The sequence below is a fragment of the Lewinella sp. genome (assembly GCF_050633125.1).
GTDB lineage: Bacteria > Bacteroidota > Bacteroidia > Chitinophagales > Saprospiraceae > Lewinella.
In genome coordinates, this window is sequence record NZ_JBOEFX010000052.1 from 14,660 (window position 1) to 36,812 (window position 22,153).

A 22,153-nucleotide genomic window follows, 5' to 3' on the forward strand; every position below is an offset into this window, starting at 1 on the left:
AACAAAGTTTAACAATAAATAACAGTTGTTCGGGAATTTACCGAATACCGGTGCCACGAGAAAACGTGGCGGCAATAGAGCCAATGGGGAGATTTGAACTCCCGACCCCTTCCTTACCATGGAAGTGCTCTACCCCTGAGCTACATTGGCAAGAACTATTGTTTAGCTCCTGCGCTAAAATAAAGAGCGGAAGACGAGACTCGAACCCGCGACCCTCAGCTTGGAAGGCTGATGCTCTACCAACTGAGCTACTTCCGCTTAAAATGGTGGGGGTGGTAGGACTCGAACCTACTCAGCCGAAGCACTGGATTTACAGTCCAGCCCGCCTCTCCAACTGCGGCGCACCCCCATACTTTCAAAGAGCAAAAAAAGAGCCAGCAGAGGGATTCGAACCCCCGACCCGCTGATTACAAATCAGCTGCTCTGGCCAACTGAGCTATGCTGGCATCATTACCATTTTTCCAAGTCAAACACCTTCTTCAAACTTTCTAAAGAAACACTTTTGCTGAAGGATACATCCTAAGATGGATATAAGTTTGTCTAACTTAACTAAAGCGGCAAAATTCAATGCTTTTATCTTCCCTTTGGAAGTAACCCTGAGATCATTTTCTCAAAGCGATTGCAAAGATATATCTATTCGGTAAAAGAAAAAACTTTTGCTGAGATTTTTTTCTCAAGGTTGAAAATTGTTTTCTCAATCACCCCTCAACTCCTTATAAATTAGATCACTCTCTCTTCTCATTATTTATGCCAAAAGGTATAAAAAAACAGCGCCGATGATCTACTCTCATCGACGCTGCCCTATTTAACGCAACTAAACATTAAATAGTTTCGCGCATTCGTTCTTTATACTTCACTAATTGCCTTTTGAGAACATCCGTTATTTTATCAATTGAGGCTTCAAAAGTTTTGTCCGTATGCTTGGCTATCAATATATCGCCGGGAACAGAAATTCGTACTTCCGCAATTTTGTCTTTAACCTGCCCAGAGTTCTCCAACTTAAGATTTACACGGGCTTCAATAATTCGATCAAAAAAGGTGTCTAATTTCCCCAGTTTCTTTTCGATAAATTCGATTAATTTCTGGTCAGCTGTGAAATGAACTGCTTCTGTGTATACTTTCATGTAGTTACATTTTGTGAATCAAGGGTACTCGATTCTTTCCTATAAAACCGAGGAGTCTTTCTTCTCCCCTATTTGTTTGTTTTTGCTTTTGGATGGGCCTGTTCATAAGACCTCTTGAGCTTTTCAATAGAATTATGGGTGTAAATCTGGGTTGCAGCCAGACTGCTATGCCCCAATAGTTCCTTAATCGCATTGAGGTCTGCTCCTGCATCTGACAAATGAGTAGCAAATGAATGCCTCAATACATGGGGGCTGGCACGTTCAAGATAAGGTAATGTTCCCAAATATTGCTTTACTCTATTATAAACCCATTTGGGGTAAGGTGGTTTTCCTTTATCTGTTAAAATTAGTATTTCACAGTCTGGGAATAACTCTTCCTTACGTTCCTTGTAAACCTTCAGCGCCTGATCTACGGCTCCTCCATAAGGAACTAAACGCTCTTTTCCTCCTTTTCCTGATATTCTCAAGCGCTTTTCTGCTCGCAAAACATCTCTCTCCTTAAGGGTCAACAATTCCGAACGCCGCAATCCTGTTCCATAAAGTAATTCCAATAAAAGTTTATCTCTAGCATCAGAGAAACAAGGATCCTTCGGAAAAGAAGCCAATAAACGAGCCAATGCCGTTGAATCTGCTGTTACAGGTAATCGCTTCTTGAGTTTTGGCGTTTGAATTGCCGTTGTCGGGTCTTTAAGGTCAGGTTGCTGACGGCGGGAGTAGCGATAAAATGCTTTTAAACTCGATAATTTACGACGAATACTCGCAGGGGCATGTTCCTGCTCTAATAAGATCGCCATCCAGGATCTTACTTGGCTAGCTTCTATATTAGGCCAGCAGCAGCTCCCATAAATTTGAGTAACAAAACTTTGAAACTGAATTAAATCATTTTGATAAGCTTTCAAGGTGTGCTCAGAAAAGCGCTTCTCGTATTCCAAATGTTTTATAAACCCTCTCACATCCATATATTCTCTCTATCTTTAACACTAGGATTAAGGTAATCCTATTCCATCAAAAAAGCAATTATTAGACGGAAGATTTCTATGAAAAAAGAACGTAAACCGGAAAGCTTTTTACAAAAACCCAGTTACCCTGGAGGGCCTAAAGCCTTGCGTAAGTTTCTTTCTGAACAGATACGCTACCCTGAAGCTGCAAAGGCAGAAAAAATTGAGGGGACAGTTAGAGTCAGAATGGATATTGACTTTCACGGGCATGTTATTGGCACTAAAGTATTAACCGGCTTGGGGTATGGCTGTGACGAAGAAGCCCAGCGGATAGTAAAACTGTTGAAGTTTCAAATCCCCAAGTTGCGAAAGATTCGAGCTACGTTTCACAAAACCATCAATATTCATTTCCATTATCCTAAAGCAAAATCTACAATTCCACCTTCCCAGCAGGTGAATTATTCTATTACCCCAAAGACTCCTGCCAAAGACCAGCAAGAGGAGGAAAAGGACCAAGGGGATACTTATAACTACACTATTTCTTTCTAAAGACGAGACGAATACAAGTCACTTTTTTTAGTTGCTTAATAAGCTCTTCTAAATTACCGGCAGGCTGTATTTTGACCTTAACCAAAATTCGGCACGCCTTATGCATGTAAACTTGCTAAACTATTTAGTGCCAGATGTAAACTAAAAAGCCCTGTCAACATGATATTGACAGGGCCTTTTCTTTAGAAGATAATTTTACTGTGGCTTTTTCTTAGCCGAGTAATTTACCTTCAACTGACCGGATTTACGCAGTTTGATTTTCACATCCTGCACAATTCCCATTGTTACTTCTCCATCTACTCGAAGAGAAGAAGTGATCCGTGCCCGCTTGTTTTCAGGTACTTTCACTTTATGCTTCTCTAAAAAGAGTGGAATATCATCTACGGTAGCGAATGCATCTCCGAGCTGGAGACGTGGTCGTGTACCATAAATTGGTTGATACTTTTTCTCCGGACGTCCGATATAAAGATAATTTACAAGTGATTTTTCCTCTAGCTTCGTAAGTTCCGTAGCATAAGGAGTAGTCACCTTTACCTTTAACTCTGCATCACGTAGTACTGTTACCACCATGAAGAAGAATAACAACATAAAGATAATGTCCGGTAAGGAAGCAGTAGAGATAGCCGGTTTGGCTTTTCCCCTCTTTTTTTGAAATTTAGACATTCTTGCGTTGTTTTTTTATTACCCTGATATTATACAAGGCAATAACCGTTAACGAATAAACTGGAAGTTTAAGACGATACGTGCTTATTCTTCACCAAAATTGGTGGGCTCCGCCTCGGAAATTACAAATGGAATTTCTCCTTTAATCACCTTTTGCTGAGCAACAGGCATGTCATCGCTGTAAGCTACACCGAATTTTTGCCGACTCAAATCATCCCAGAGTTCATAATAAGCTGCTTTCAACTCATTATAGACTTCCAGGTAGGTAGCATAACTGGTACCTCGGTCATTTTTAAGAGAAATAATTGCTTTATTGGGGGCCTCGGCCAAGTCTTCTCTCCGCTGTGGATTGGAGATAAACTCAATGGTCTTTTCCCGCAAATCATCAATATCCATTTCCTCCCCGCGAACGAGTAACATGTTCTGGGCATTTACCAGAACAGAGTATACGTTACGGGTTTTCAATTGTGTAATATCCGGTTCTTCATCCGACCATGGCGGTAATTTCACGAGGATACCTTTATCCTCTGCGATCGTAGTGGTTACCAAGAAGAAGATCAATAGCAAGAAGGCAATATCGGCCATAGAGCCGGCATTGATTTCATTGCTCATACGATCTCTGGTACTCGTCTTTGCCATGATGCAGTTTATTTAACGCGGTTAATAATTGGAGAAATGATTGGCATGATCACTAGAGCTACGAAAGCTAAACCAGCCATCAATAAGCCCATTCGGATGGCGCTACCAATCCATTTAAGGTTTCCTTCGGAAATGAAACGACCTTCTGCAGATGTCTCATAATTTTCGATGGCTCCCTTGATCGTGTCATGGTCTGCACTACCAGATGCCATTGTATAGAACAAAAACATCAGGGCGGCAATAACTAACACACCAAGGATACCTTTGATCGACCCCTTAGGGTTGGAGGCAACGTGATACAAACCGAACAGGACGATACCCGCTGCACAAAGTACAGAAAGGGCAATAGCAGCCAGGATACCAAAATTGAAGACGTTAACACCGAAAATTTCGGCATCATCCATCGAATCAAAATAGTAATCCCCTGCACCGGGAACAGCTATGGCTAGAAAAATCACAACCAGAACCACTCCCACTAGAAAAGCAACTAACTGTCCGTTCTTGCTTAAGAAATTATACATGGAAGATTAAATTACAGGGTGATTAAAATACTTTGTTCTTAGCCATAATGTCAACCAAAGTGATAGAAGCTTCTTCCATCCGGTTAACAATACCGTCAATCTTGTTAACGATATAATTGTAAAAAATCTGTAGGATAATGGCCACTACAAGACCAAATACTGTGGTCAAAAGGGCTACCTTAATACCACCTGCAACTACAGCAGGAGAAAGGTCACCAACAGCTTCAATCCGGTTAAAGGCCTCAATCATACCGATTACCGTACCCATGAAACCAAGCATCGGGGCAATCGCAATGAAAAGAGAAATCCATACCAGACCACGCTCTAATAAGCCCATCTGTACACTACCGTAAGAAACGATAGCTTTCTCAACAGCTTCAGGTCCTTCAGCAGAACGACGTAGGCCTTCGTAAAGCACACTAGCAGTAGGACCGGCAGTAGATTTACAAACCTCCATGGCTCCGTCTACATCGTTAGCAGCTAAGCGCTCATCGATGCGTTCAAGTAATTTGTCTGTATTGGTAGTAGCCAAATTCAGTGTCAGTATACGTTCAATACAGAACGCAAGACCCAGAATCAGGGTAATCAATACCAAAGACATGAATTTCCAGTCACCGTCGATGAAGTTCTTCTTCAGGACTTGGAACATTGTAGGAGCTTCGCCTTCATCAATAGTAGTCATCGATTCGGCAGCTGCTGCTGCTTCTTCCACCACTTCTTCGATTGCATCTCCAGCATCTTCTGCTGCTTCTTGAATTTGCTCAGTAGCAGTCTGGTCTTCTTGAGCACTAACGGTATTTACCGTGGAAGCTGCTAAGCTGAATATCAATAGCAGCGCAAATAATTTTCGCATAGCCAACGAGGTTTAACGATTTTGTTTAAAGTAAAGTTGTATTGTTTTGCTGCGGAGAGAAAGGGATTCGAACCCTCGATACGGGGTTACCGTATACACGCTTTCCAGGCGTGCCTCTTCAACCACTCGAGCACCTCTCCGAATTAATTTCTTTTAAATAGGGTCACAAGATGTAACAATCATTCGCAAAAATTGTAAAAAGAAGCTAATAATCAAAATTTTTTTCGGCTCTAGTCCAAAATGGCCCTTCAATTAAGCCTCAATTATTTTATCAGACACTACTCACCTTTTTCCCTATAAGATCGGTAAGTTAAACAATTTCTGGGCATTTTCACTGGTAATTTCCGCAACCTTTCCAGTTGGCAATCCCTTGATCGAAGCTAATTTATCTGCTACCTCCTGAACGTAAGCACTTTCGTTACGTTTTCCACGATGAGGAACGGGAGCCAAATAAGGGGCATCAGTTTCTAATATTATTCGATCCAAAGAAATTTCTGCTAAAGTTTTATCCACCCCACCGTTCTTGAAGGTCACTACACCACCGATACCTAAATATAGGCCTAATTCCATAATTGCCTCGGCTTGTGCTACATTTCCAGTAAAACAATGAAAAACACCCCTCAAATTAGAATCGCCAACTTCTTTGACTAGTTCAATCAACAGATCAAGTGACTCTCTGGCATGGACAACAATCGGACGATCAAACTCCAATGCCCATTCCACTTGCTGCAAAAAAGCTGCTTTCTGCTGTTCTACAAAGGTTTTATCCCAGTAAAGATCAATGCCTATTTCACCAATCGCAATAAAGTCACGCTGATCCAACCATTTTCGAACCCAAGCCAGGTCTGAAAGGTAATTTTCTTTTACAGAACAAGGGTGCAACCCCATCATCGGAAAACAACGGCCAGGGTACTCCTCCTCCAATTCCAGCATCCCAGCAATTGAAGATTCATCAATATTTGGCAGCAAAAACTGCTGAACGCCAACTTGCTGAGCACGTTCTATCATCGCTGCCCGATCATTTTCAAAAGCTTTAGCGTACAGATGAGCGTGAGTATCAATCAACATATTTATTTCAATATTTTTCTGGGCCGCAAAGGTATAGATTCTATTTGGATGTTTTTTGGTGGACGTGAGCAATGTTTACATTAACTTAGCGCGATGACAAAAAAGAAAAAATATTATGTCATCTGGAAAGGGCACATGCCCGGTATTTATGATGACTGGGCCAAAGCCCAAGCTCAGATCAAGGGTTTCCAAGGAGCACTATTCAAGAGTTTCCCCTCTATTAATGAAGCAGAAAAAGCACTTAAGGTTGGTCCAAAGTCTTATTTAAGTGGTGGTACCTCTAAGGCTAAGCCCTCTGGCAAAACACCACGCTCTCAGATAGTATGGCAAAGCTTGTCCGTAGATGCGGCCTGTAGTGGTAACCCTGGCCCCATGGAATACCAAGGTGTGGACACCAAGAGTAAAGATCAGGTTTTTCACCAGGCTTTCCCCATGGGTACCAATAATATTGGCGAATTTTTAGCCATCGTACATGGATTGGCACTTTTACAAAAACAAAATCTCCCCCACCTACCTATTTACACCGATTCAGCTACAGCAATGGCCTGGGTAAGGAAGAAAAAAGTAAAAACAAATCTCGTTAACGACAGCCGTACGGCTACCTTGCACGAATTGATTATAAGAGGAGAGAACTGGTTAAAGACCAATACTTTCACCAATCCCATTCTGAAATGGGATACCGATAGCTGGGGAGAAATACCCGCTGATTTTGGCAGAAAATAATAGAGACTAATACCAAGACTTTAAACGTTTCGTAGAAAAAGCAGTGGAATCCGTAGGTAATCTCGACAGAAAAGGGGAATTAGTTGTTATCTTTATTACGATCCTGATTTCTTTTTTTAATTCTATCCATAAAGATGGCTTTTACCCAACGACTTAAGCATTCAATAGGCTGGCCGCTCGCTTTACTCGCCATTATCTGGTTAGTTTTCCTATTAGAACAGGCAACTGCCTCAGAATGGTTTATTTATGGTATTGCTCCACGTAAAACTTACGCCTTACGTGGTATCCTAACTACGCCATTTCTACACGGTAGCTGGGCGCATCTTTTATCCAACTCAGCACCCTTCCTGGTCTTAATGGCTATGATTATCTTCTTCTATCCACGTGTTGCTTTTTCTGTGCTCCTTCTTATCTATCTGGGAACGGGAATAACCATGTGGCTTTTTGCAGACCCCGAAGCACTCTTTTCTGCCTTTAATCGCGCTAATTATCACATTGGTGCCAGTGGGGTCGTCTACGGGATGGCAAGTTTTCTCGCTTTTACCGGATTTTTCCGGCGAAACATTCGAGCGATAGCGATATCTCTGGTCATTGTCTTTTACTATGGAGGAATGATATGGGGAGTACTGCCTACTCAGGAAGGAGTTTCCTGGGAAGGGCACCTTTTAGGGGCATTAGTAGGCGTATTTACAGCTTACTGGTTTCGTCAACGCATTGAAGAAGCTGAAATACGCAGAAAGCCCAGCTATGAGCTGGAACAGGAAGAAGAACAGTACTTCTTTCCTCGGGACATCTTCAACAGAAAAAAGGAATAATTTATATTCGTGCTGTTCCTTAGGCCAAATCAGCCAAATTACGCAAGAAACAACTGATACCCGCGTCTTTCACGCGCTTCAGTAATTCACGGGCCGCTGCCTGAGAATCGTATGCTCCTATAGTGACTTTATAGACCGTTTTACTGTTTAATTCATTGATACTTACAACGACAGGTACATTAAATTGCTTCTGCAATTTTTCTGCTTGAATCAATACATTACCATATTCGTAAAAGGCACCAATCTGTACCCCCCATCCTTTCGCTTCTTGCTTGCGTACATCAAAACGAAACAACCCGCGGCCACTACTGATATTGTCTGTCACCTCTGGTACCGGGGCAGGAGGCGAAGTTTGTGCTGCATCTTTCAGCCGAAGGGCTTCTGCAACAGCTTTATCTGCATTCACTCGGCCATAACCATACTTGAGGGAATGACCACTATTATCATATTCTGAAGGATGACCAATCTTATCAGCAGTACGCTGTAAAATAGACTTAACTTCTCTACTCGTTAAATCAGGGTTAGCCGATAAAATAAGCGCGCAAATTCCTGCGACCAATGGCGTAGCACTAGAGGTGCCTCCAAAATGCTTATAATTATCACCACGGCTGCGACCATCCCGCCAGAATTTGTAGTTACCAGTTTCCCAGGTCAAACCCTGATCCCAGGATGCTCGGGCAGCAATAATTGGCCAGTCGCCATTAGAAGGGGCACAAATCGTTACTTCTCGCCCTCGATTAGAATAGCTCGCGTGAGCATCCTGACTAGTGCTCGCTGCCACCGCTATAACATCCGGGTGAGCTGCGTAATAGTTGACATAATTAAGATCATCATTGCCTACGGCGTAGAGAATTACACATCCCTTTCCTCCTCTCCCCTGTTGAGCTGCACGAGCAATAGCTTGTTCTTTGACTGCATTCAGGCTGTAACGAGCATCCGTCGTTCCCCAGGAGCAACTGATCACATCAGCACCGTTCCGCACACAGTAGTCAAACATCTCTTCCGTTGTGGCTGCGCTAAAGGACGTACCATGAATGGGCATAAAACGCACACCTGGCGCTGCACCTACAATCCCCTGCCCGTTACTCGCTGCTATAGCTACACTAGCACAGGGGGTGCCGTGTGTAAAGCGCGCATCTCCTTGTGGCAACTGTGATGTACGTGTCCATAAATCATAAGGCTTATGCGTCTTTCCTCGCAGATCAGGGTGATTGGTATCAAAACCATTATCAATCACCGCTACCGTTATTCCAGAACTCCCTGTATTCCCCAAACGGTTCCAAGCGCTTACCACACGGGAGTCCGCTCCTTTCTTGAGCTGGAAGTTAGCATCAATGACAAAACCGGGGTTATCAAGGTGCCACTCATGGGAGATTAATGAATCATTAGGAACAGAAAAGGCATATTCGTCCATTGGCATATCCATATCTGGTTCTGCTGTAGACACCAGAGAAAGCGCTTGCAGGGCCGCAGCAGCTTTTAGCGGATTGGGTGACTTTGCCGTAACTTTTGCAACCATAAATGAAGCAGAGCGCCGATCAGCGATCTTCAAGTGATATTCATCCAGTACTATTTGTTGTTCATCAGGGCCTACACCATCTTCAAAAGTGATGTAAATCTCTCCTGTTGGAATCATAGGGCGATTGCTCCCTTCTGCGAAATACACATGGGTCCCTACTGCTACGGTTTCTTCTTCCCGTACTTTATCCAATTGAGTATCTACATCCTTGACTTCCCCTTCTAGGGTAACAACCTGAAAGCCGCCTAAATTTACCAGTATTTCTTTATCTACAAAGGGCTGCTTCTCTAGACTTCTTGCAGCTACAGACTTCAGTCCCACAAGTTGCTTACTCTTGTGCAGTTTTAACTCTCCCTTACCGCTTTTTACTGAAATTTCTGACATAGGTGTTCTTGGATTATGGATGAATCCGAAAGATAAGAAAAGGAAATAAGAAAAGCAGGCCCTACTTCGTGTTGGAATAACTAGTGAGTATAAAGTTGGGACTGCTCTTCCTTAAAATTTCAACGCCTATATCATCAAACTGCATTAGAAACGCACCGCCTACTGACAACGCTGCCAGTGACGTACATTTTTTTTATACTTTTCAAAAAAAGGAAAGGTAGTTAACTAAGAGTAAGTAGCAACTAAGGCCTTCAAATTAGCCAGATGGAGTAGCTTCTCCGGGCGGCGGCGCTCTTTATTCACCGATGTAAAAAAACCATGGTTTTCTAAAAACCGAACCTGTATGCGGTTCCATTCTTCCTCCGATTTTAATACCCCGGCTGCTTGTAGCTCTTTAAAAAGCGTAGTTCCTATGGAATAAAAATCGGGGCGACCTAAATAATCTAAATCGGCATCACAGATAATTTCTTCTAGCTTATTTGTTGGACTTTGAGGAATCTTTGTCGCTAGAATCATTCCACAAATTCGCTCAATCTCCTGGTCGTTATAACCAAAACCAGGCAAGTTCTCACGGGCAATTTTGCAGCCCCGCACTTCGTGTTCTTGACTTGATACCATAAAGCCAGCATCATGAAAGAGTACTGCCGTTTTTAAAAGCATTGTCTCATAAGCAGTGACATGCATCAAGCTACACAACTCCTCCGCGACTTTTAATACATCCAAAGTATGGTGAAGGCCATGGTAATAAAGCTCTTTAGGTAACTCACTGGTGAGTTTTCCTAGAATAAAAGCCTTAGCACCCAGATAATTCATACTTTATTGCTGTAGTAATTCTTCGTCCATAAACGACAGTCTCCCGTCAGGTGTTGCATTAATTGCGGATCAATCTACATAAAATAAGGGAATAGCGTATCCAATTTTCACTGGATACGCTATTCTCAATATCAAAAAAATATTATTCCTTCACCAAAATTACACCATCAGCGAGGAAACTTAACTCCCGCTTAGGTTCCGTAATAGCATCAATTTCTTCTTGTGATTTGCCAGCATCTTCTGCGTAATGGCGTAGCTCATCTACGGGCGTTGTCTGGTAAAAAGCCTTACCATTCATAATAACTTCCCGCCCAGCGATATCCTTCGGCATAAAAAATCCGTAATCCTTAAAACGGACCATCATGTCTTCTCCATCGCCATTAGTAATACTCATCCAGCAACCTTTGCTTTGACAAACTTCAGAGACTTTACCTCTTACGGTGATCGCCATACTATCAGCATCCGTCACTTTAGCAGATAAATCTTGATAAGCAATTACTGCTTCCGGCGTAAATTCAGCACCAAATGACTCGTCACCTATCTGTTCTTCTGTCTGCGAATCGCCCTCCGTAGCAGCTTCTCCTGTTGACCCGCAAGCTGTTGCAAAACCAACGAATAATACTAAAGCTAATAATTGAAAAAAGTACTTCATGTTTTTTTTCTGCAAAAATAAGTAATTGCCAATAAATAATGTTAAAATCCGAAATAGATCAAACCGGATTCTCACTCAAACGCACCGTTCCCTATTAAGGTCACTAAGAACAGCCTTAATAAACTATTAATTCCTAAAATTGAGTGCAATAAGTAAGCCCTAAATATGGTTTTTAAGTCACCTCGATTCAATCCTCTACTCCCCTACTTTATCGCAAATCCAATTGTCCCTAAAACAATCTTATCATGGCCAAGTCGCTCATCCTTGTAATACTCTCTGTTATCACTGGCTTTTCACTTTCCGCCCAAGTAGGCTGTTCCAAAGGCAACTGCCTAAATGGCTACGGTAATTACACCTTTCCTGGTGGAGCTCGCTATATGGGAGATTTTAAAGATGGTAAAATGCACGGTGAAGGTATCCTCTACTACGTAGATGGTTCTAAATATATCGGTAACTGGCAAGAACAGGAACGGGAAGGAAAAGGGCGAATGACTTTCGCCAATGGAGATGTCTATTTCGGCATGTTCAAAGCCGGAAAATTTCATGGCCAAGGCAATATGAAATATGCCAATGGTAATACTTATGATGGAGAGTGGCGCAACGGCCACCCCAATGGCCAGGGCTCCTATAGTTTTCAAAGCAATGATCGTTATGAAGGTCAATTAAAAAATGGCCTCTTCAATGGTACAGGCACCATGTACTATGCAGATGGCAGCCGCTACGAGGGGGAGTGGCAAGAAAACAAACGCCAAGGACTAGGGACACTTTACCATAATAATGGAGAACAGATCAATGGCCAGTGGGAAAACAACCAGTACTTGGCCGATTGGGGGCGAATGGCTTACTCCGGTGACACGACCAGCTTACGGAATTGTAACACCCAGAATTGTGATTCAGGTAAAGGCAAGTTCCGCTATCAGGATGGCTCTCAATATTATGGAGACTTTAGTCAAGGTATTCCTGAGGGGATCGGGTCCGTTTATTATTTTTCCGGTGATCGTTACGAAGGAGGCTGGAACCGGCATGCACCACACGGGAAAGGAGTCATGTATTACGCCAATGGTAAGGTCGTTGGTGCAATTTGGGAACACGGTGTTCCCGTTCGTCAACTCTTCACATCTCAGCAAGATGCGCCAGCAACAGTAAGGGTTGAGCGTAGTGACGAAGTAAAAATATGGGCCGTTGTCGTTGGTGCAGCACGCTATACGCACATGCCTGTTTTGCGGTATACCGATGATGATGCCTACCAATTGTACGCCTTCCTGAAAAGCCCCGAAGGTGGCGCCTTGCCTGACCATCAAATACAACTTTTGATTGATGAAGATGCCACCCACCAAGGTATCCTGAACGCCATGCGTTCTGTATTCCTACGTGCTGATGATAATGATATGATTCTTTTTTACTTTTCCGGACACGGCCTACAGGGTGCTTTTCTCCCCGTAGATTATGATGGTTTCGCCAACCGCCTGGAACACGAAGAAATTCGAGACTTACTCCGTCAAAGTCGGGCCAAGCATAAACTCGTTTTGGCTGACGCTTGTCATGCTGGAAGTCTTTTGGCTGCACGTGCACCTGTCCATATCGCACTACAAGAATATTATGACGCATTGAATGCCAGCAGTGGAGGTACCGCTTTATTACTTTCCTCTAAAGGTGAAGAGTATTCCCTGGAAGATCGTGGACTTCGCTCAGGTATTTTTAGCCACTTCCTCATTCGAGGTTTAAAAGGAGAAGCCAATACCAATACAGACAACTTGATCACCATCCGTGAGTTGTTTAACTTTGTACACCAACGGACAAGACAATATACCGGTAATGTACAGACACCAACCCTCACGGGCACCTTTGATGACAACATGCCCGTTTCCGTAATTCGGTAAACTCGTGTGCAAACTAAAACTTACAAAAAACTGCTCAAAGCGTATACACTTTGAGTAATGGCCAAAATAAATTGAGCTGTTCCTTAACGCTATTAACCTCCAAAAAAACAACTGATGACTCGTTAATTCATCCCGGGCCCAAAAACTACCCATGCAACTATTCCAAAAAGTCTATACTCACGTATCCTGGCCAACCTTACAGCTCTGCCTTGTTCTCTCATTAGGACTTGGTTTTAACCTAAACGCCCAATGTCTGGAAGGAAACTGCTTCAACGGAGAAGGGATTTTTCGTTATCCTGACGGGAAACGCTACAGCGGCACCTTTCAGCAATCTCAACCTGCTGGTGAAGGAGCATTATACCACCTGAACGGAGAACGATATCTCGGGCAGTTTCAAGCGGGGAAACCCCATGGTCAAGGCATCTACTGGTACGCCGACGGGAGTTTTCGCCAAGGGCATTGGCGCAATGGGAGGTTAGTCCAAGGGCAGGATCATCCTGCCGATTGGCAACAAAAAGGGCCTTCCCAGGCAGGTTGTGTAGCTGGTGATTGCACCAATGGCACAGGCACCTATCTCACTCCTGGTGGTGCCATCTATGTAGGCCAGTTTCTTCATGGAGAAATTCACGGCCAGGGCATTTGTACCTATGCGGATGGTAGCCGCTACGAAGGCCAATGGCAACACCGCTACCCCGAAGGGTATGGCACCAAAGTTTGGGCCAATGGCCAACAATTCAGTGGACAATGGCGACGAGGGCAACCCATCACCCAAAATGGCCTTTACCAACAACAAGGCCAAGCGTTTACTTCTCTAGATGGCACTCTTGTACTTCAATCTGGTTGCTTGCAAGGTAATTGCCAAAACGGACAAGGCATTTATGCTTACGCTGACGGTAGCCGTTACGAAGGACAATTTCTTGCCGGGCAACCTCACGGACAAGGAGCTTTTTTTTATCCTAATGGAGATTATTATCACGGACAATTTGCCTATGGTTTACCACATGGCCAAGGCCGTAGGGTATTCACTGACGGCAAAGTACTTCAAGGAGACTGGCTAGAGGGAGGATTTCTACCTGCTCGAACGGCCGATCAAGAGCGAGGATGCCTAAGTGGCAATTGCCAAAACGGCTACGGCACCTATCGCTTCCAGCAGGGTGACCGCTACGAAGGTAGCTTCCTAAATAGTAAACCACACGGCCACGGACTGGTACAATATCAAAACGGTGACCGTTATGAAGGAGAGATGGAAGCAGGTGCTTTCTCCGGATATGGTACTTATTACGAAAAAAGTGGGCAGATCTTTGAGGGCCTCTGGGCAGCAGGCAAATACCTAGGCAATACCCGCATCACAAATGCAAGTCCCCAACCGCAAATTAGCCCTAAACAAGGAAAAACCTGGGCGCTCATTATTGGGGTATCCTCTTACCAGCACATGCCTGCTCTTCGGTTTCCTGATGATGATGCCTATCGCTTATTCGCTTTCCTAAAAAGCCCTCAAGGGGGAGCTATCCCAGATCAACGCATACAGGTGTTGATCGACGAAGATGCTTCTAGAAAAAACATATTGGAAGCCATGCAACGGCTCTTCCTTCAAGCGGGGCCTGATGATTTATTGGTCCTCTATTTCTCCGGGCATGGAATTCCAGGCGCGTTTTTGCCTATCGATTACAATGGAGCAGACAACTTACTCACGCACCAGGAAATTAAACAAATGCTAGACCGAAGCGCCGCCGGCTACAAACTCTGCCTGGCCGATGCTTGCCACTCCGGAGGGCTCCTTGCCGCCAGAGGAGGCCAACTACCCGATGTACTGAGCCGTTACTATGAAAACCTGGCCGATGCCCAACGTGGAACGGCCTTGATCATGTCTTCCAAAGCAGAAGAAACGTCCCTGGAGTCAAGTGGCTTACGGCAGGGGGTATTCAGCCATTTCTTGCTCCGCGGCCTCAAAGGAGAAGCCGACCAGGACGGTGACGGCGTGGTTAGAGTACAAGAACTCTATCACTACATCGACGAACAGGTTACTGCCTATACCCGTTTCCAACAAAGCCCCGTTATTCAGGGCAGTTATGACCAAAGAATGCCCGTGGCGGTACTGCGATGAAACAAGGTGCACAACAAGGCTTAATAAAACCACCCTCCGCACCTTCATCGCCTCATTATAGCGCAACTTTCAACACTTTTAATGTTCGCTGGCGGCCATCTGCTGCTTGCAATTGCAACAGGTAGGTTCCTTCCGGGTAAAAGTCAACATCCAGCGTCGCTGTTCCATTGACTTCACCCCAATCAGCTAGCAAACGGCCCTGGAGGTCGAATAACTTCAGTGCCAGGGTTTCCGTCTCAGGGAAACGAACTTGCAGCCAGTCCGTCGTTGGGTTGGGATAAACATTCACCTCCCAATCTGCGGGTAGCTCTTCTTCTGATTGTACCAGCAAATCATAGTACACCTGATGAAAGCCTTCTCCTAGTTCAAGACCATTTTGGTAGCGGCTAACCGCTATTTCACCTACCGTCCAATGCAGGTTACCTACCAGTATGTTTTGATAATAATCACCGGCACTACTTACTACCGTTCGCGGCATATCCTGCGCCGTAACAGCAGTGAGTACTAAGCAATTCAAACCCAATAAAATTGGCAAATATTTTTTCATTTCCTCTTATTTGAAGGTCAATTAATAGGGGCCCTGCCAGCGTTCCAGCACTAAATCGTGCTGGCCTTGGCACCAGGCTGTCCGTCGCTAAGCCGCTCCTACCATCCTTGGTCCTGCTTCCCGATAAATCGGGATCCGCCGGGCTACGCGCGCTGCGCTCCGCCCTAACGGAGAGGCTGTCTACCTACGATTGGCAACTACCCTCAATTCTGCGAATTGATCCCGCCAACAGGGCAGCCACCCCCGACTTTTCAAGTCGACCCAGCCAGCGGGGTACATTTGTTACTACTAGTAGCGAATGGACCAGCCACCGGGTTCCGTCCTTTTAGTTTAAAGCAGCAGCGTTTTAGGTGCGGACCGAACAGGGGAGCACGGCGCAGCGGAGCGAGCACAACCAGGGGTGGTAGCCGCTATTTTTCTGATTTAAATCAGAAAAATAGCGGCGGACGACCCGGCCGCCGCCCGAAAGGGCTGGCGGGGGTGCCAAATTATTCTTTTAGTGCAGCTTCTAACCGTAATAAACGTTGCTCCATTGCTTCGATCAGCGATTGTTGAGCAGCTTGCTGGGTTTCCGCTTTCTCCAAAGCATCTTCCAATTGTTCGATCTGGCCTTGCTGTTCTTGAATCGCCTGGATCGCCAATACGCTAAAGCCTGCATAATTCACAGAAAGTAGGCCATTGTCTCGTTCGCCTTTTTGCTCCAAAACCAACTCAGGGAATAGTGCCTGCACGTCTTGGGCAACAAAGCCAATGGAGGTTTTTCCATCCGGGTTGTTATCGCGGTACACATAACGAGATGGTTGCAATGCCAATACTTTGGCGAGGCTCGTCTCCAATGGGCGGATGTCTTTCTTTAAGCGCCGGTCGGAGGCAGAGGTATAAGCACCAGTAGTGCCATCAAAAGAACCACGGAAACTGTTATCTGCATAGAGCGACAGATCTCCGGCGTTTGTTACATACTGCTCCCAATCGGCTTCGGTCGTACCATTGTAAATATTAAAGCCATAGACATCAGACTCTACTATTCGTAAAACATAAGGCGTGGCCGTCACTGATCCTGTTTCTGAAATGGACACACCGCTAGTAATCAGTCGCAGCGCATCTACCCCGCCGCCACTGCTAGCGGTAATGGCGGGCGCAGGAATACCGTCGACCGCCTTCAGGAGAAGAGAACTACTACCGCTTATCAATTCCAGCCCTTCGTCGTCAAAAGTGGCAATATCGCTACCGAGAATCTGTAGCCGAATAACGCTATTTACCAGATTACCTATCTGCATATCTGCTCCATCATGGTACATGTAACCATACCAGCTATTGCCATCATAAAACTGAACGGAAGGTGTCTCGTCATCAATTCTGAAATCGCCCAATAGGTGCAGTTTATTGCCAGGGCTAGCCGTACCAATGCCCACATTGCCGCCATTGTAGTAAACAGTGGAGCCACTGGTGCTCCAGGGAGAGCTACCGCCGAGGCCAGAAAGATTGACGCTATTTCCACCTGAAATCTGTAGATCGTTTCCACTCAGACTGAGGCTTTGTAGTTCGTTGGTCGTGCTGGCATCTGTAGCAGAGAGTACCCCACCGCTGATTTGAATTCCAGCGCCAGCAGTATAGGTTCCTGCCGGGCCAACAGGGCCTGTCGCGCCTGGAGTTCCTTGCGGGCCTTGCGCACCAGCAGGGCCGGGATCGCCCTGAGCACCTTGCGGGCCAGTAGCGCCCATTGGACCAGTAGCACCGGGATCACCTTGTGGACCCTGTATTCCAGCCGGGCCGGCGTCTCCTTGTGGGCCTTGCGGGCCTGCTGCTCCCATTGGGCCCGCAGGCCCCTGTTCGCCCTGTAAACCTTGTGGGCCTATAGGGCCCGCTTCGCCTTGCGCGCCCTGAGGGCCTGTTGCTCCTATTGAACCAGTGGCTCCCTGCGGACCAACCGGGCCGGGTTCGCCTTGAGGGCCTTGTACTCCAGCAGGGCCTACGGGGCCAGTAGCACCAATAGAACCAGCAGGGCCCATTGCACCTGTTGGGCCAGCAGGGCCGGGTTCGCCCTGCAAACCTTGGTTTCCCTGTATTCCTTGTGGACCAGTAGCCCCCATTGCACCTTGGGGACCTTGAGGGCCTTGTATCTGACCTACATTTACCCACATACTGCCATCCCAAACGTAGCCATCACCATTGGTTTGGACGATATAGAGGTCACCTTGCATACTTGTTGCAGGCAAATCAGCTACCGTAGCAACTGTTCCTATAATTTGAACACCAGTGCCATCTTGTCCGGCAGGACCTTGGGGCCCAATGGGGCCTTGCTCACCTTGTGGGCCAGCAACACCAGCGGGACCAGTTGGGCCTTGGCTTCCTTGCGGGCCAGCTACCCCTTGTTCACCTTGTGGGCCGGGGTTTCCTTGCGGCCCAATAGGGCCTGGGGCACCTTGTGGGCCTTGTATCTGACCTACATTCACCCACATACTGCCATCCCAAACGTAACCATCACCATCGGCTTGGACGATATACAGGTCTCCTGCATTACCACTTGCAGGTAAATTCCCTACCGTGGCAACAGTTCCAACGATTTGAACGCCGGTGCCATCTTGCCCGGCAGGGCCCTGTGGACCAACCGGGCCGGTAGGACCTTGCGGGCCCGTTGCCCCTGGTGCACCGGGAGGGCCAGCTTCTCCCTGAGGACCAGTAGCCCCCGCAGGAATAGTAACGGTATTCCCATTGCTAATCATCAGATTACCTGTATTGGAATCGTATACCAAGGTTTGGCTATCTGTCCCCCCAGGAAATGAAAGGGTAACAGCATTTCCATCTGTCAGGGTTAGGGTTTGTGTATTGGGATCGTAGAGTAAGTTTTGTAATTCATCGGTAGGGTCACCACCGCCGGAGCCATTTGCAGCTTCTCTGGCATAAATGGCGTAGGGTACTGACAACAGCTGGCTGGTACCTAAATTTGTGTAATTGGTTCCACTGTTGGGGTCCATGTCTATTTTCAAATAATAGGCGTGTGCCCCCCAATCGAGGTTATTCATATCTCCTGATAACGGAGAGCCGCCGCCAATTTCCAGGTCGAAAACTCCCAGTGGAGAAGTTGTTATTTCGTGCCGCTCGGCATAGTCAACTAGGCCAGAGACACCATCACGAACCAAGCTCACCCTGACCGCCAAATTTTCGCTCAGGTAAGGGCTACCTCCGGCATCACGAGCAACTGCCTGGAATTTAAATTTTTCTGGTGCTTGACTATAGGCACTGCTGGCGCAGGCTAATAACAAAAGCGCAAATAAGATTAATCGTTTCATACGTACGGGAATTAGACTTTATTTAAGGAAGAAACCCTTACTAGGTTTTGGACCAGTGGGATTATTTTTAGTTATCACAAAAGTCTCCTCTCTTTCCCTGACCGAATTGCTCATTTCGGACAAGAACTTGCCCATTTTCATAAACAACTGATAATCAGCAGAAAAAATAAAGCAGTAATTCTATAACCTTGGCCTTGGTAACATCATTAGGTGGGAATACATTAACTTCGTAACGAACAATCACCAGCGGCTAAACTTGTTGAAATCGGGATGATGCGAAAAAGCTTACTATTGTATCTACTTTTTTTAGGGGCTCTAACAACCCATAGCCAGGATTCCTTGCAGCAATATCTCTATATGGCGACTAACCCTGCACCTGGAGACCTGCCAACCGCAATACAAGCCGCGCGAAAGTGTATTGAGCAAAGTGATCCAACAATATCTCCTGATCTTCATTTCCAATGCCGCTTTGCCTTGGCCCGCAACTATTACGACCTGGGACAGCCCTGGGAAGCGGAACGAACTATCCTGCCAGCTATAGATTTTGCTAGAAGCCAAAACCGAAAAGAATTACTGTTCCAGTCTTTATTATTCCAGCAGGAGATTCTCAACTCCACTGATCGCCCGGAAGAATCCTGGCCGATTTTACAAGAGTGCCAAATCTTAGCGACTGAATTAAACGACTCTCTTCTTTTAGCGAAAGCTTATTATTCCACGGGCTACTTCATTCTCTATTACAATAAACTGGATGACGAAACCGGCATGCAATACCTGGAAAACGCGCTTGGTATTTTTACCCGAAAGGGAGATTTAAAGATGATGGCTCCTGCCATGCGCAGGATTGCTCGCTACACCAAGGATAAGGTTAAGGCCGAAAATTATCTTCAAGCAGCTATTGAACTTTATAGAAATCAAAAAGATGAAATAAGCTTGGGTTGGGCTTATTATAATCTAGCCAGTTTTTACCGCAATCAACAAGCACTAACACCTGCACTTCAGGCATTAGAAGAAGCCTTAACCCTCCACCGCAAAAACGATTTAAAAGGTGGCGTCGCTGATGTTTTGCTCGAGATCGGCTGGGTACATTTAGCCCAACAAAAACCACAGATGGCAATTGCTCCGCTCACCGAAAGCCTCGCTTTGGCTCAAAGTATTCCTTTATTCCCAAATATCAGGGATGCCACAGCAGCACTAGCAGAAGCCTATGCTACTATTGGTAAATTTGACCAAGCCTACAAATATCTCGAACAGAATAGTGCGTATAAGGACTCTACCTTTTATGAAACACTCAATCGGCAGATGGCAGAAAGTAATGCCCGCTATGAGAATGAGCAATTGGAAAAATCCATCGCGGAACGCGAATTGGAAATAATAAAACAAAAAGAACTCCGCAACCGAATACTTGCCACAATGGGGTTTGTTTTACTGCTGGCCCTGATTGCTTTTCAAATTGTTTATCATCGTCAAAAAAGAAACAAAGACAAAGCTGAACTGGCCTTAGGCTTTCAATCCAGAGAAGCAGAAAGGCTAAGGGCCCTTAATGAGTTAAAATCTAACTTCTTCACCAATATCTCTCACGAATTACGTACTCCTCTCACCTTGATCCTGAGCCCTCTCGCTGATGTATTAGAGCGCATAAAAGCTAAGCCATTACAGACCAAACTGGGGATTGTGCATCGAAATGCGCAGCAATTACTCAACCTCGTGAATGAGATTATGGATCTATCCAAGGCAGAGGTAGGAAAACTGACCATTTATTCCAGCTCAATTTCTCTGCAACACTTGGTAAAAAGAATTTTCTCTTCTTACGAATCTTTGGCTGCACTTCGGGACATTAACTATGATCTATCCATACAATGTCAAGATGTAATGGTAGAAGTTGATATAGATAAGTTTGAAAAAATCCTAAACAACTTGCTTACGAATGCACTAAAGTTTACCGCTGCGCAAGGAAGTGTACATTTGGATGTTGGTCACAGCAGCGGCAATTATACCTTCACCATTAAAGATACTGGCCAAGGCATTCACCCGGATGACCAAGCCCGGATTTTCGACCGCTTCTATCAATCAGACAAAAGCGACCACTTACGGGGCGGTACGGGCATTGGCCTCGCTTTAGCGAAGGAGCTCAGCCAAATTCTTAATGGACAAATAACGGTAAGCAGTGAATGGGGTAAAGGAAGTACTTTTCAATTGATTTTACCATTAAAAGAAGTTCCCCAAACCAAAGTCACAGCACTCATATCTCCTGGCAGACTGGTGCTACCCACCCACCCCAAGCGTGTTCCTAATTACGCGCCCCTTGGTATTCAGGGAGATAAAGCACGACTCTTAATTGTAGAGGATCATCCCGAAATGGGCAAGTACCTTCTTGAAGTCCTTTCTGAACATTATCAATGTGTTTTAGCCCAAGATGGCCAACAGGCGCTGAAACAACTACGCTTGTCTTCCTTTTCCGCCATCACCTCCGATGTGATGATGCCGAATATGGATGGTTTTCAGCTACGAGAGACCATCAATCAAAAAGAAGAGTGGCGACAGATCCCCTTTCTTTTACTAACCGCCCGCCATCTTGAAGAAGATAAAATACGAGGTTTTCAACTTGGCATTGATGACTACATCACCAAACCCTTCAGTACTAAAGAGCTACTCGCCCGGATCAACAATCTTGTTAGAAACAAAGAGGAACGTGATAAATTTGTTGCCAAAGAACCAGATAAAGCTGTACTGTCCGTAGATCAGAATCTCCTTAAGACGTTAGAGGATACCTTATTGAGTCGACTGGAAGAGGAGGATTTTAAAGTAGACGACCTGGCGGAAGCTATTCATTACAGCACTAAACAAATGGGCCGATTGATTAAAAAACACACTGGCCTTTCTTCTGTACAATTTATTCTAGAGGTACGTTTGCAAAAAGCCCGTACCCTTCTGGCGCAGCGGCAATGCGCTACCGTGCTGGAAGCTCAGTTTGCGGTGGGAATTCGTAGCACTTCTTACTTCACCCGAAAATTCACGGAACGATTTGGGAAAAACCCAAAGGATTATTTGAAAGCTTATTGAAAAGCTATTGA

The 22,153-nt window shown here is 45.3% G+C and carries 18 protein-coding genes and 5 tRNA genes; 6 read left to right on the forward strand and 17 right to left on the reverse strand.

The window, feature by feature from the left end:
- Positions 1-78: 78 nt before the first annotated feature.
- The 6 genes from ACRBG0_RS12360 to ACRBG0_RS12385 all read right to left on the reverse strand — a co-directional run bounded on the left by ACRBG0_RS12360 (position 79) and on the right by ACRBG0_RS12385 (position 2,083).
- Positions 79-150, reverse strand: a tRNA-Thr gene (locus ACRBG0_RS12360).
- Positions 151-185: 35 nt separating this feature from the next.
- A tRNA-Gly gene (locus ACRBG0_RS12365) sits at positions 186-258 on the reverse strand.
- Between the two features lie 6 nt (positions 259-264).
- Positions 265-349, reverse strand: a tRNA-Tyr gene (locus ACRBG0_RS12370).
- A gap of 23 nt (positions 350-372) precedes the next feature.
- Positions 373-446: transfer RNA gene (locus tag ACRBG0_RS12375), tRNA-Thr, on the reverse strand.
- Between the two features lie 375 nt (positions 447-821).
- The gene (gene hpf / locus ACRBG0_RS12380; protein WP_431487193.1) at positions 822-1,124 is read right to left on the reverse strand and encodes a ribosome hibernation-promoting factor, HPF/YfiA family; all 303 of its coding nucleotides are present in this window, start codon (positions 1,122-1,124) and stop codon (positions 822-824) included.
- Between the two features lie 68 nt (positions 1,125-1,192).
- A complete protein-coding gene (locus tag ACRBG0_RS12385; RefSeq protein WP_431487194.1) occupies positions 1,193-2,083 on the reverse strand; it encodes a tyrosine-type recombinase/integrase in 891 nt (296 codons plus the stop codon).
- 78 nt (positions 2,084-2,161) lie between these two features.
- On the opposite strand from ACRBG0_RS12385, the gene ACRBG0_RS12390 reads away from it, so the two are divergent.
- A complete protein-coding gene (locus ACRBG0_RS12390; protein ID WP_431487195.1) occupies positions 2,162-2,611 on the forward strand; it encodes an energy transducer TonB in 450 nt (149 codons plus the stop codon).
- Positions 2,612-2,806: 195 nt separating this feature from the next.
- On the opposite strand, the gene ACRBG0_RS12395 is transcribed toward ACRBG0_RS12390, so the two are convergent.
- The 6 genes from ACRBG0_RS12395 to ACRBG0_RS12420 form a co-directional block, all read right to left on the reverse strand.
- On the reverse strand, positions 2,807-3,274 hold the full coding sequence (locus ACRBG0_RS12395; protein ID WP_020534583.1) for an ExbD/TolR family protein: 468 nt from the start codon (positions 3,272-3,274) through the stop codon (positions 2,807-2,809).
- 84 nt (positions 3,275-3,358) lie between these two features.
- Complete coding sequence (locus tag ACRBG0_RS12400; protein ID WP_020534584.1) at positions 3,359-3,913, reverse strand: ExbD/TolR family protein; 555 nt, start codon at positions 3,911-3,913, stop codon at positions 3,359-3,361.
- Positions 3,914-3,921: 8 nt separating this feature from the next.
- Positions 3,922-4,434, reverse strand: coding sequence for a hypothetical protein (locus ACRBG0_RS12405; RefSeq protein WP_020534585.1), 513 nt, complete (start codon positions 4,432-4,434; stop codon positions 3,922-3,924).
- A gap of 22 nt (positions 4,435-4,456) precedes the next feature.
- Positions 4,457-5,287: a MotA/TolQ/ExbB proton channel family protein gene (locus tag ACRBG0_RS12410; protein WP_431487196.1), complete on the reverse strand. Its 831-nt coding sequence runs from the start codon at positions 5,285-5,287 to the stop codon at positions 4,457-4,459.
- Positions 5,288-5,339: 52 nt separating this feature from the next.
- A tRNA-Ser gene (locus ACRBG0_RS12415) sits at positions 5,340-5,427 on the reverse strand.
- Positions 5,428-5,581: 154 nt separating this feature from the next.
- Positions 5,582-6,355 (reverse strand): TatD family hydrolase, encoded by a 774-nt coding sequence (locus ACRBG0_RS12420; protein ID WP_431487197.1) that lies wholly within the window; start codon positions 6,353-6,355, stop codon positions 5,582-5,584.
- 93 nt (positions 6,356-6,448) lie between these two features.
- Here ACRBG0_RS12420 and ACRBG0_RS12425 point away from each other — a divergent pair, with 93 nt between their 5' ends.
- Positions 6,449-7,078: a viroplasmin family protein gene (locus ACRBG0_RS12425; RefSeq protein WP_431487198.1), complete on the forward strand. Its 630-nt coding sequence runs from the start codon at positions 6,449-6,451 to the stop codon at positions 7,076-7,078.
- 134 nt (positions 7,079-7,212) lie between these two features.
- Positions 7,213-7,893: a rhomboid family intramembrane serine protease gene (locus tag ACRBG0_RS12430; protein WP_020534589.1), complete on the forward strand. Its 681-nt coding sequence runs from the start codon at positions 7,213-7,215 to the stop codon at positions 7,891-7,893.
- Between the two features lie 19 nt (positions 7,894-7,912).
- Here the strand turns inward: ACRBG0_RS12430 and ACRBG0_RS12435 are convergent, their stop codons facing one another.
- The 3 genes from ACRBG0_RS12435 to ACRBG0_RS12445 all read right to left on the reverse strand — a co-directional run bounded on the left by ACRBG0_RS12435 (position 7,913) and on the right by ACRBG0_RS12445 (position 11,261).
- Complete coding sequence (locus tag ACRBG0_RS12435; RefSeq protein ID WP_431487199.1) at positions 7,913-9,796, reverse strand: S8 family serine peptidase; 1,884 nt, start codon at positions 9,794-9,796, stop codon at positions 7,913-7,915.
- Positions 9,797-10,021: 225 nt separating this feature from the next.
- Positions 10,022-10,609 (reverse strand): HD domain-containing protein, encoded by a 588-nt coding sequence (locus ACRBG0_RS12440; RefSeq protein ID WP_431487200.1) that lies wholly within the window; start codon positions 10,607-10,609, stop codon positions 10,022-10,024.
- A gap of 142 nt (positions 10,610-10,751) precedes the next feature.
- The gene (locus tag ACRBG0_RS12445; protein WP_431487201.1) at positions 10,752-11,261 is read right to left on the reverse strand and encodes a DUF4920 domain-containing protein; all 510 of its coding nucleotides are present in this window, start codon (positions 11,259-11,261) and stop codon (positions 10,752-10,754) included.
- 245 nt (positions 11,262-11,506) lie between these two features.
- On the opposite strand from ACRBG0_RS12445, the gene ACRBG0_RS12450 reads away from it, so the two are divergent.
- Together ACRBG0_RS12450 and ACRBG0_RS12455 are read left to right on the forward strand one after the other, a co-directional pair.
- On the forward strand, positions 11,507-13,141 hold the full coding sequence (locus ACRBG0_RS12450; protein ID WP_431487202.1) for a caspase family protein: 1,635 nt from the start codon (positions 11,507-11,509) through the stop codon (positions 13,139-13,141).
- 151 nt (positions 13,142-13,292) lie between these two features.
- On the forward strand, positions 13,293-15,245 hold the full coding sequence (locus tag ACRBG0_RS12455; protein ID WP_431487203.1) for a caspase family protein: 1,953 nt from the start codon (positions 13,293-13,295) through the stop codon (positions 15,243-15,245).
- A gap of 55 nt (positions 15,246-15,300) precedes the next feature.
- Here ACRBG0_RS12455 and ACRBG0_RS12460 read toward each other — a convergent pair whose 3' ends face one another.
- Positions 15,301-15,792 (reverse strand): T9SS type A sorting domain-containing protein, encoded by a 492-nt coding sequence (locus ACRBG0_RS12460; RefSeq protein WP_431487204.1) that lies wholly within the window; start codon positions 15,790-15,792, stop codon positions 15,301-15,303.
- Between the two features lie 488 nt (positions 15,793-16,280).
- Positions 16,281-19,082, reverse strand: coding sequence for a tail fiber domain-containing protein (locus ACRBG0_RS12465; RefSeq protein ID WP_431487205.1), 2,802 nt, complete (start codon positions 19,080-19,082; stop codon positions 16,281-16,283).
- A gap of 357 nt (positions 19,083-19,439) precedes the next feature.
- On the opposite strand from ACRBG0_RS12465, the gene ACRBG0_RS12470 reads away from it, so the two are divergent.
- The gene (locus tag ACRBG0_RS12470) at positions 19,440-22,142 is read left to right on the forward strand and encodes a hybrid sensor histidine kinase/response regulator transcription factor (RefSeq protein ID WP_431487206.1); all 2,703 of its coding nucleotides are present in this window, start codon (positions 19,440-19,442) and stop codon (positions 22,140-22,142) included.
- Positions 22,143-22,153 lie beyond the last annotated feature (11 nt).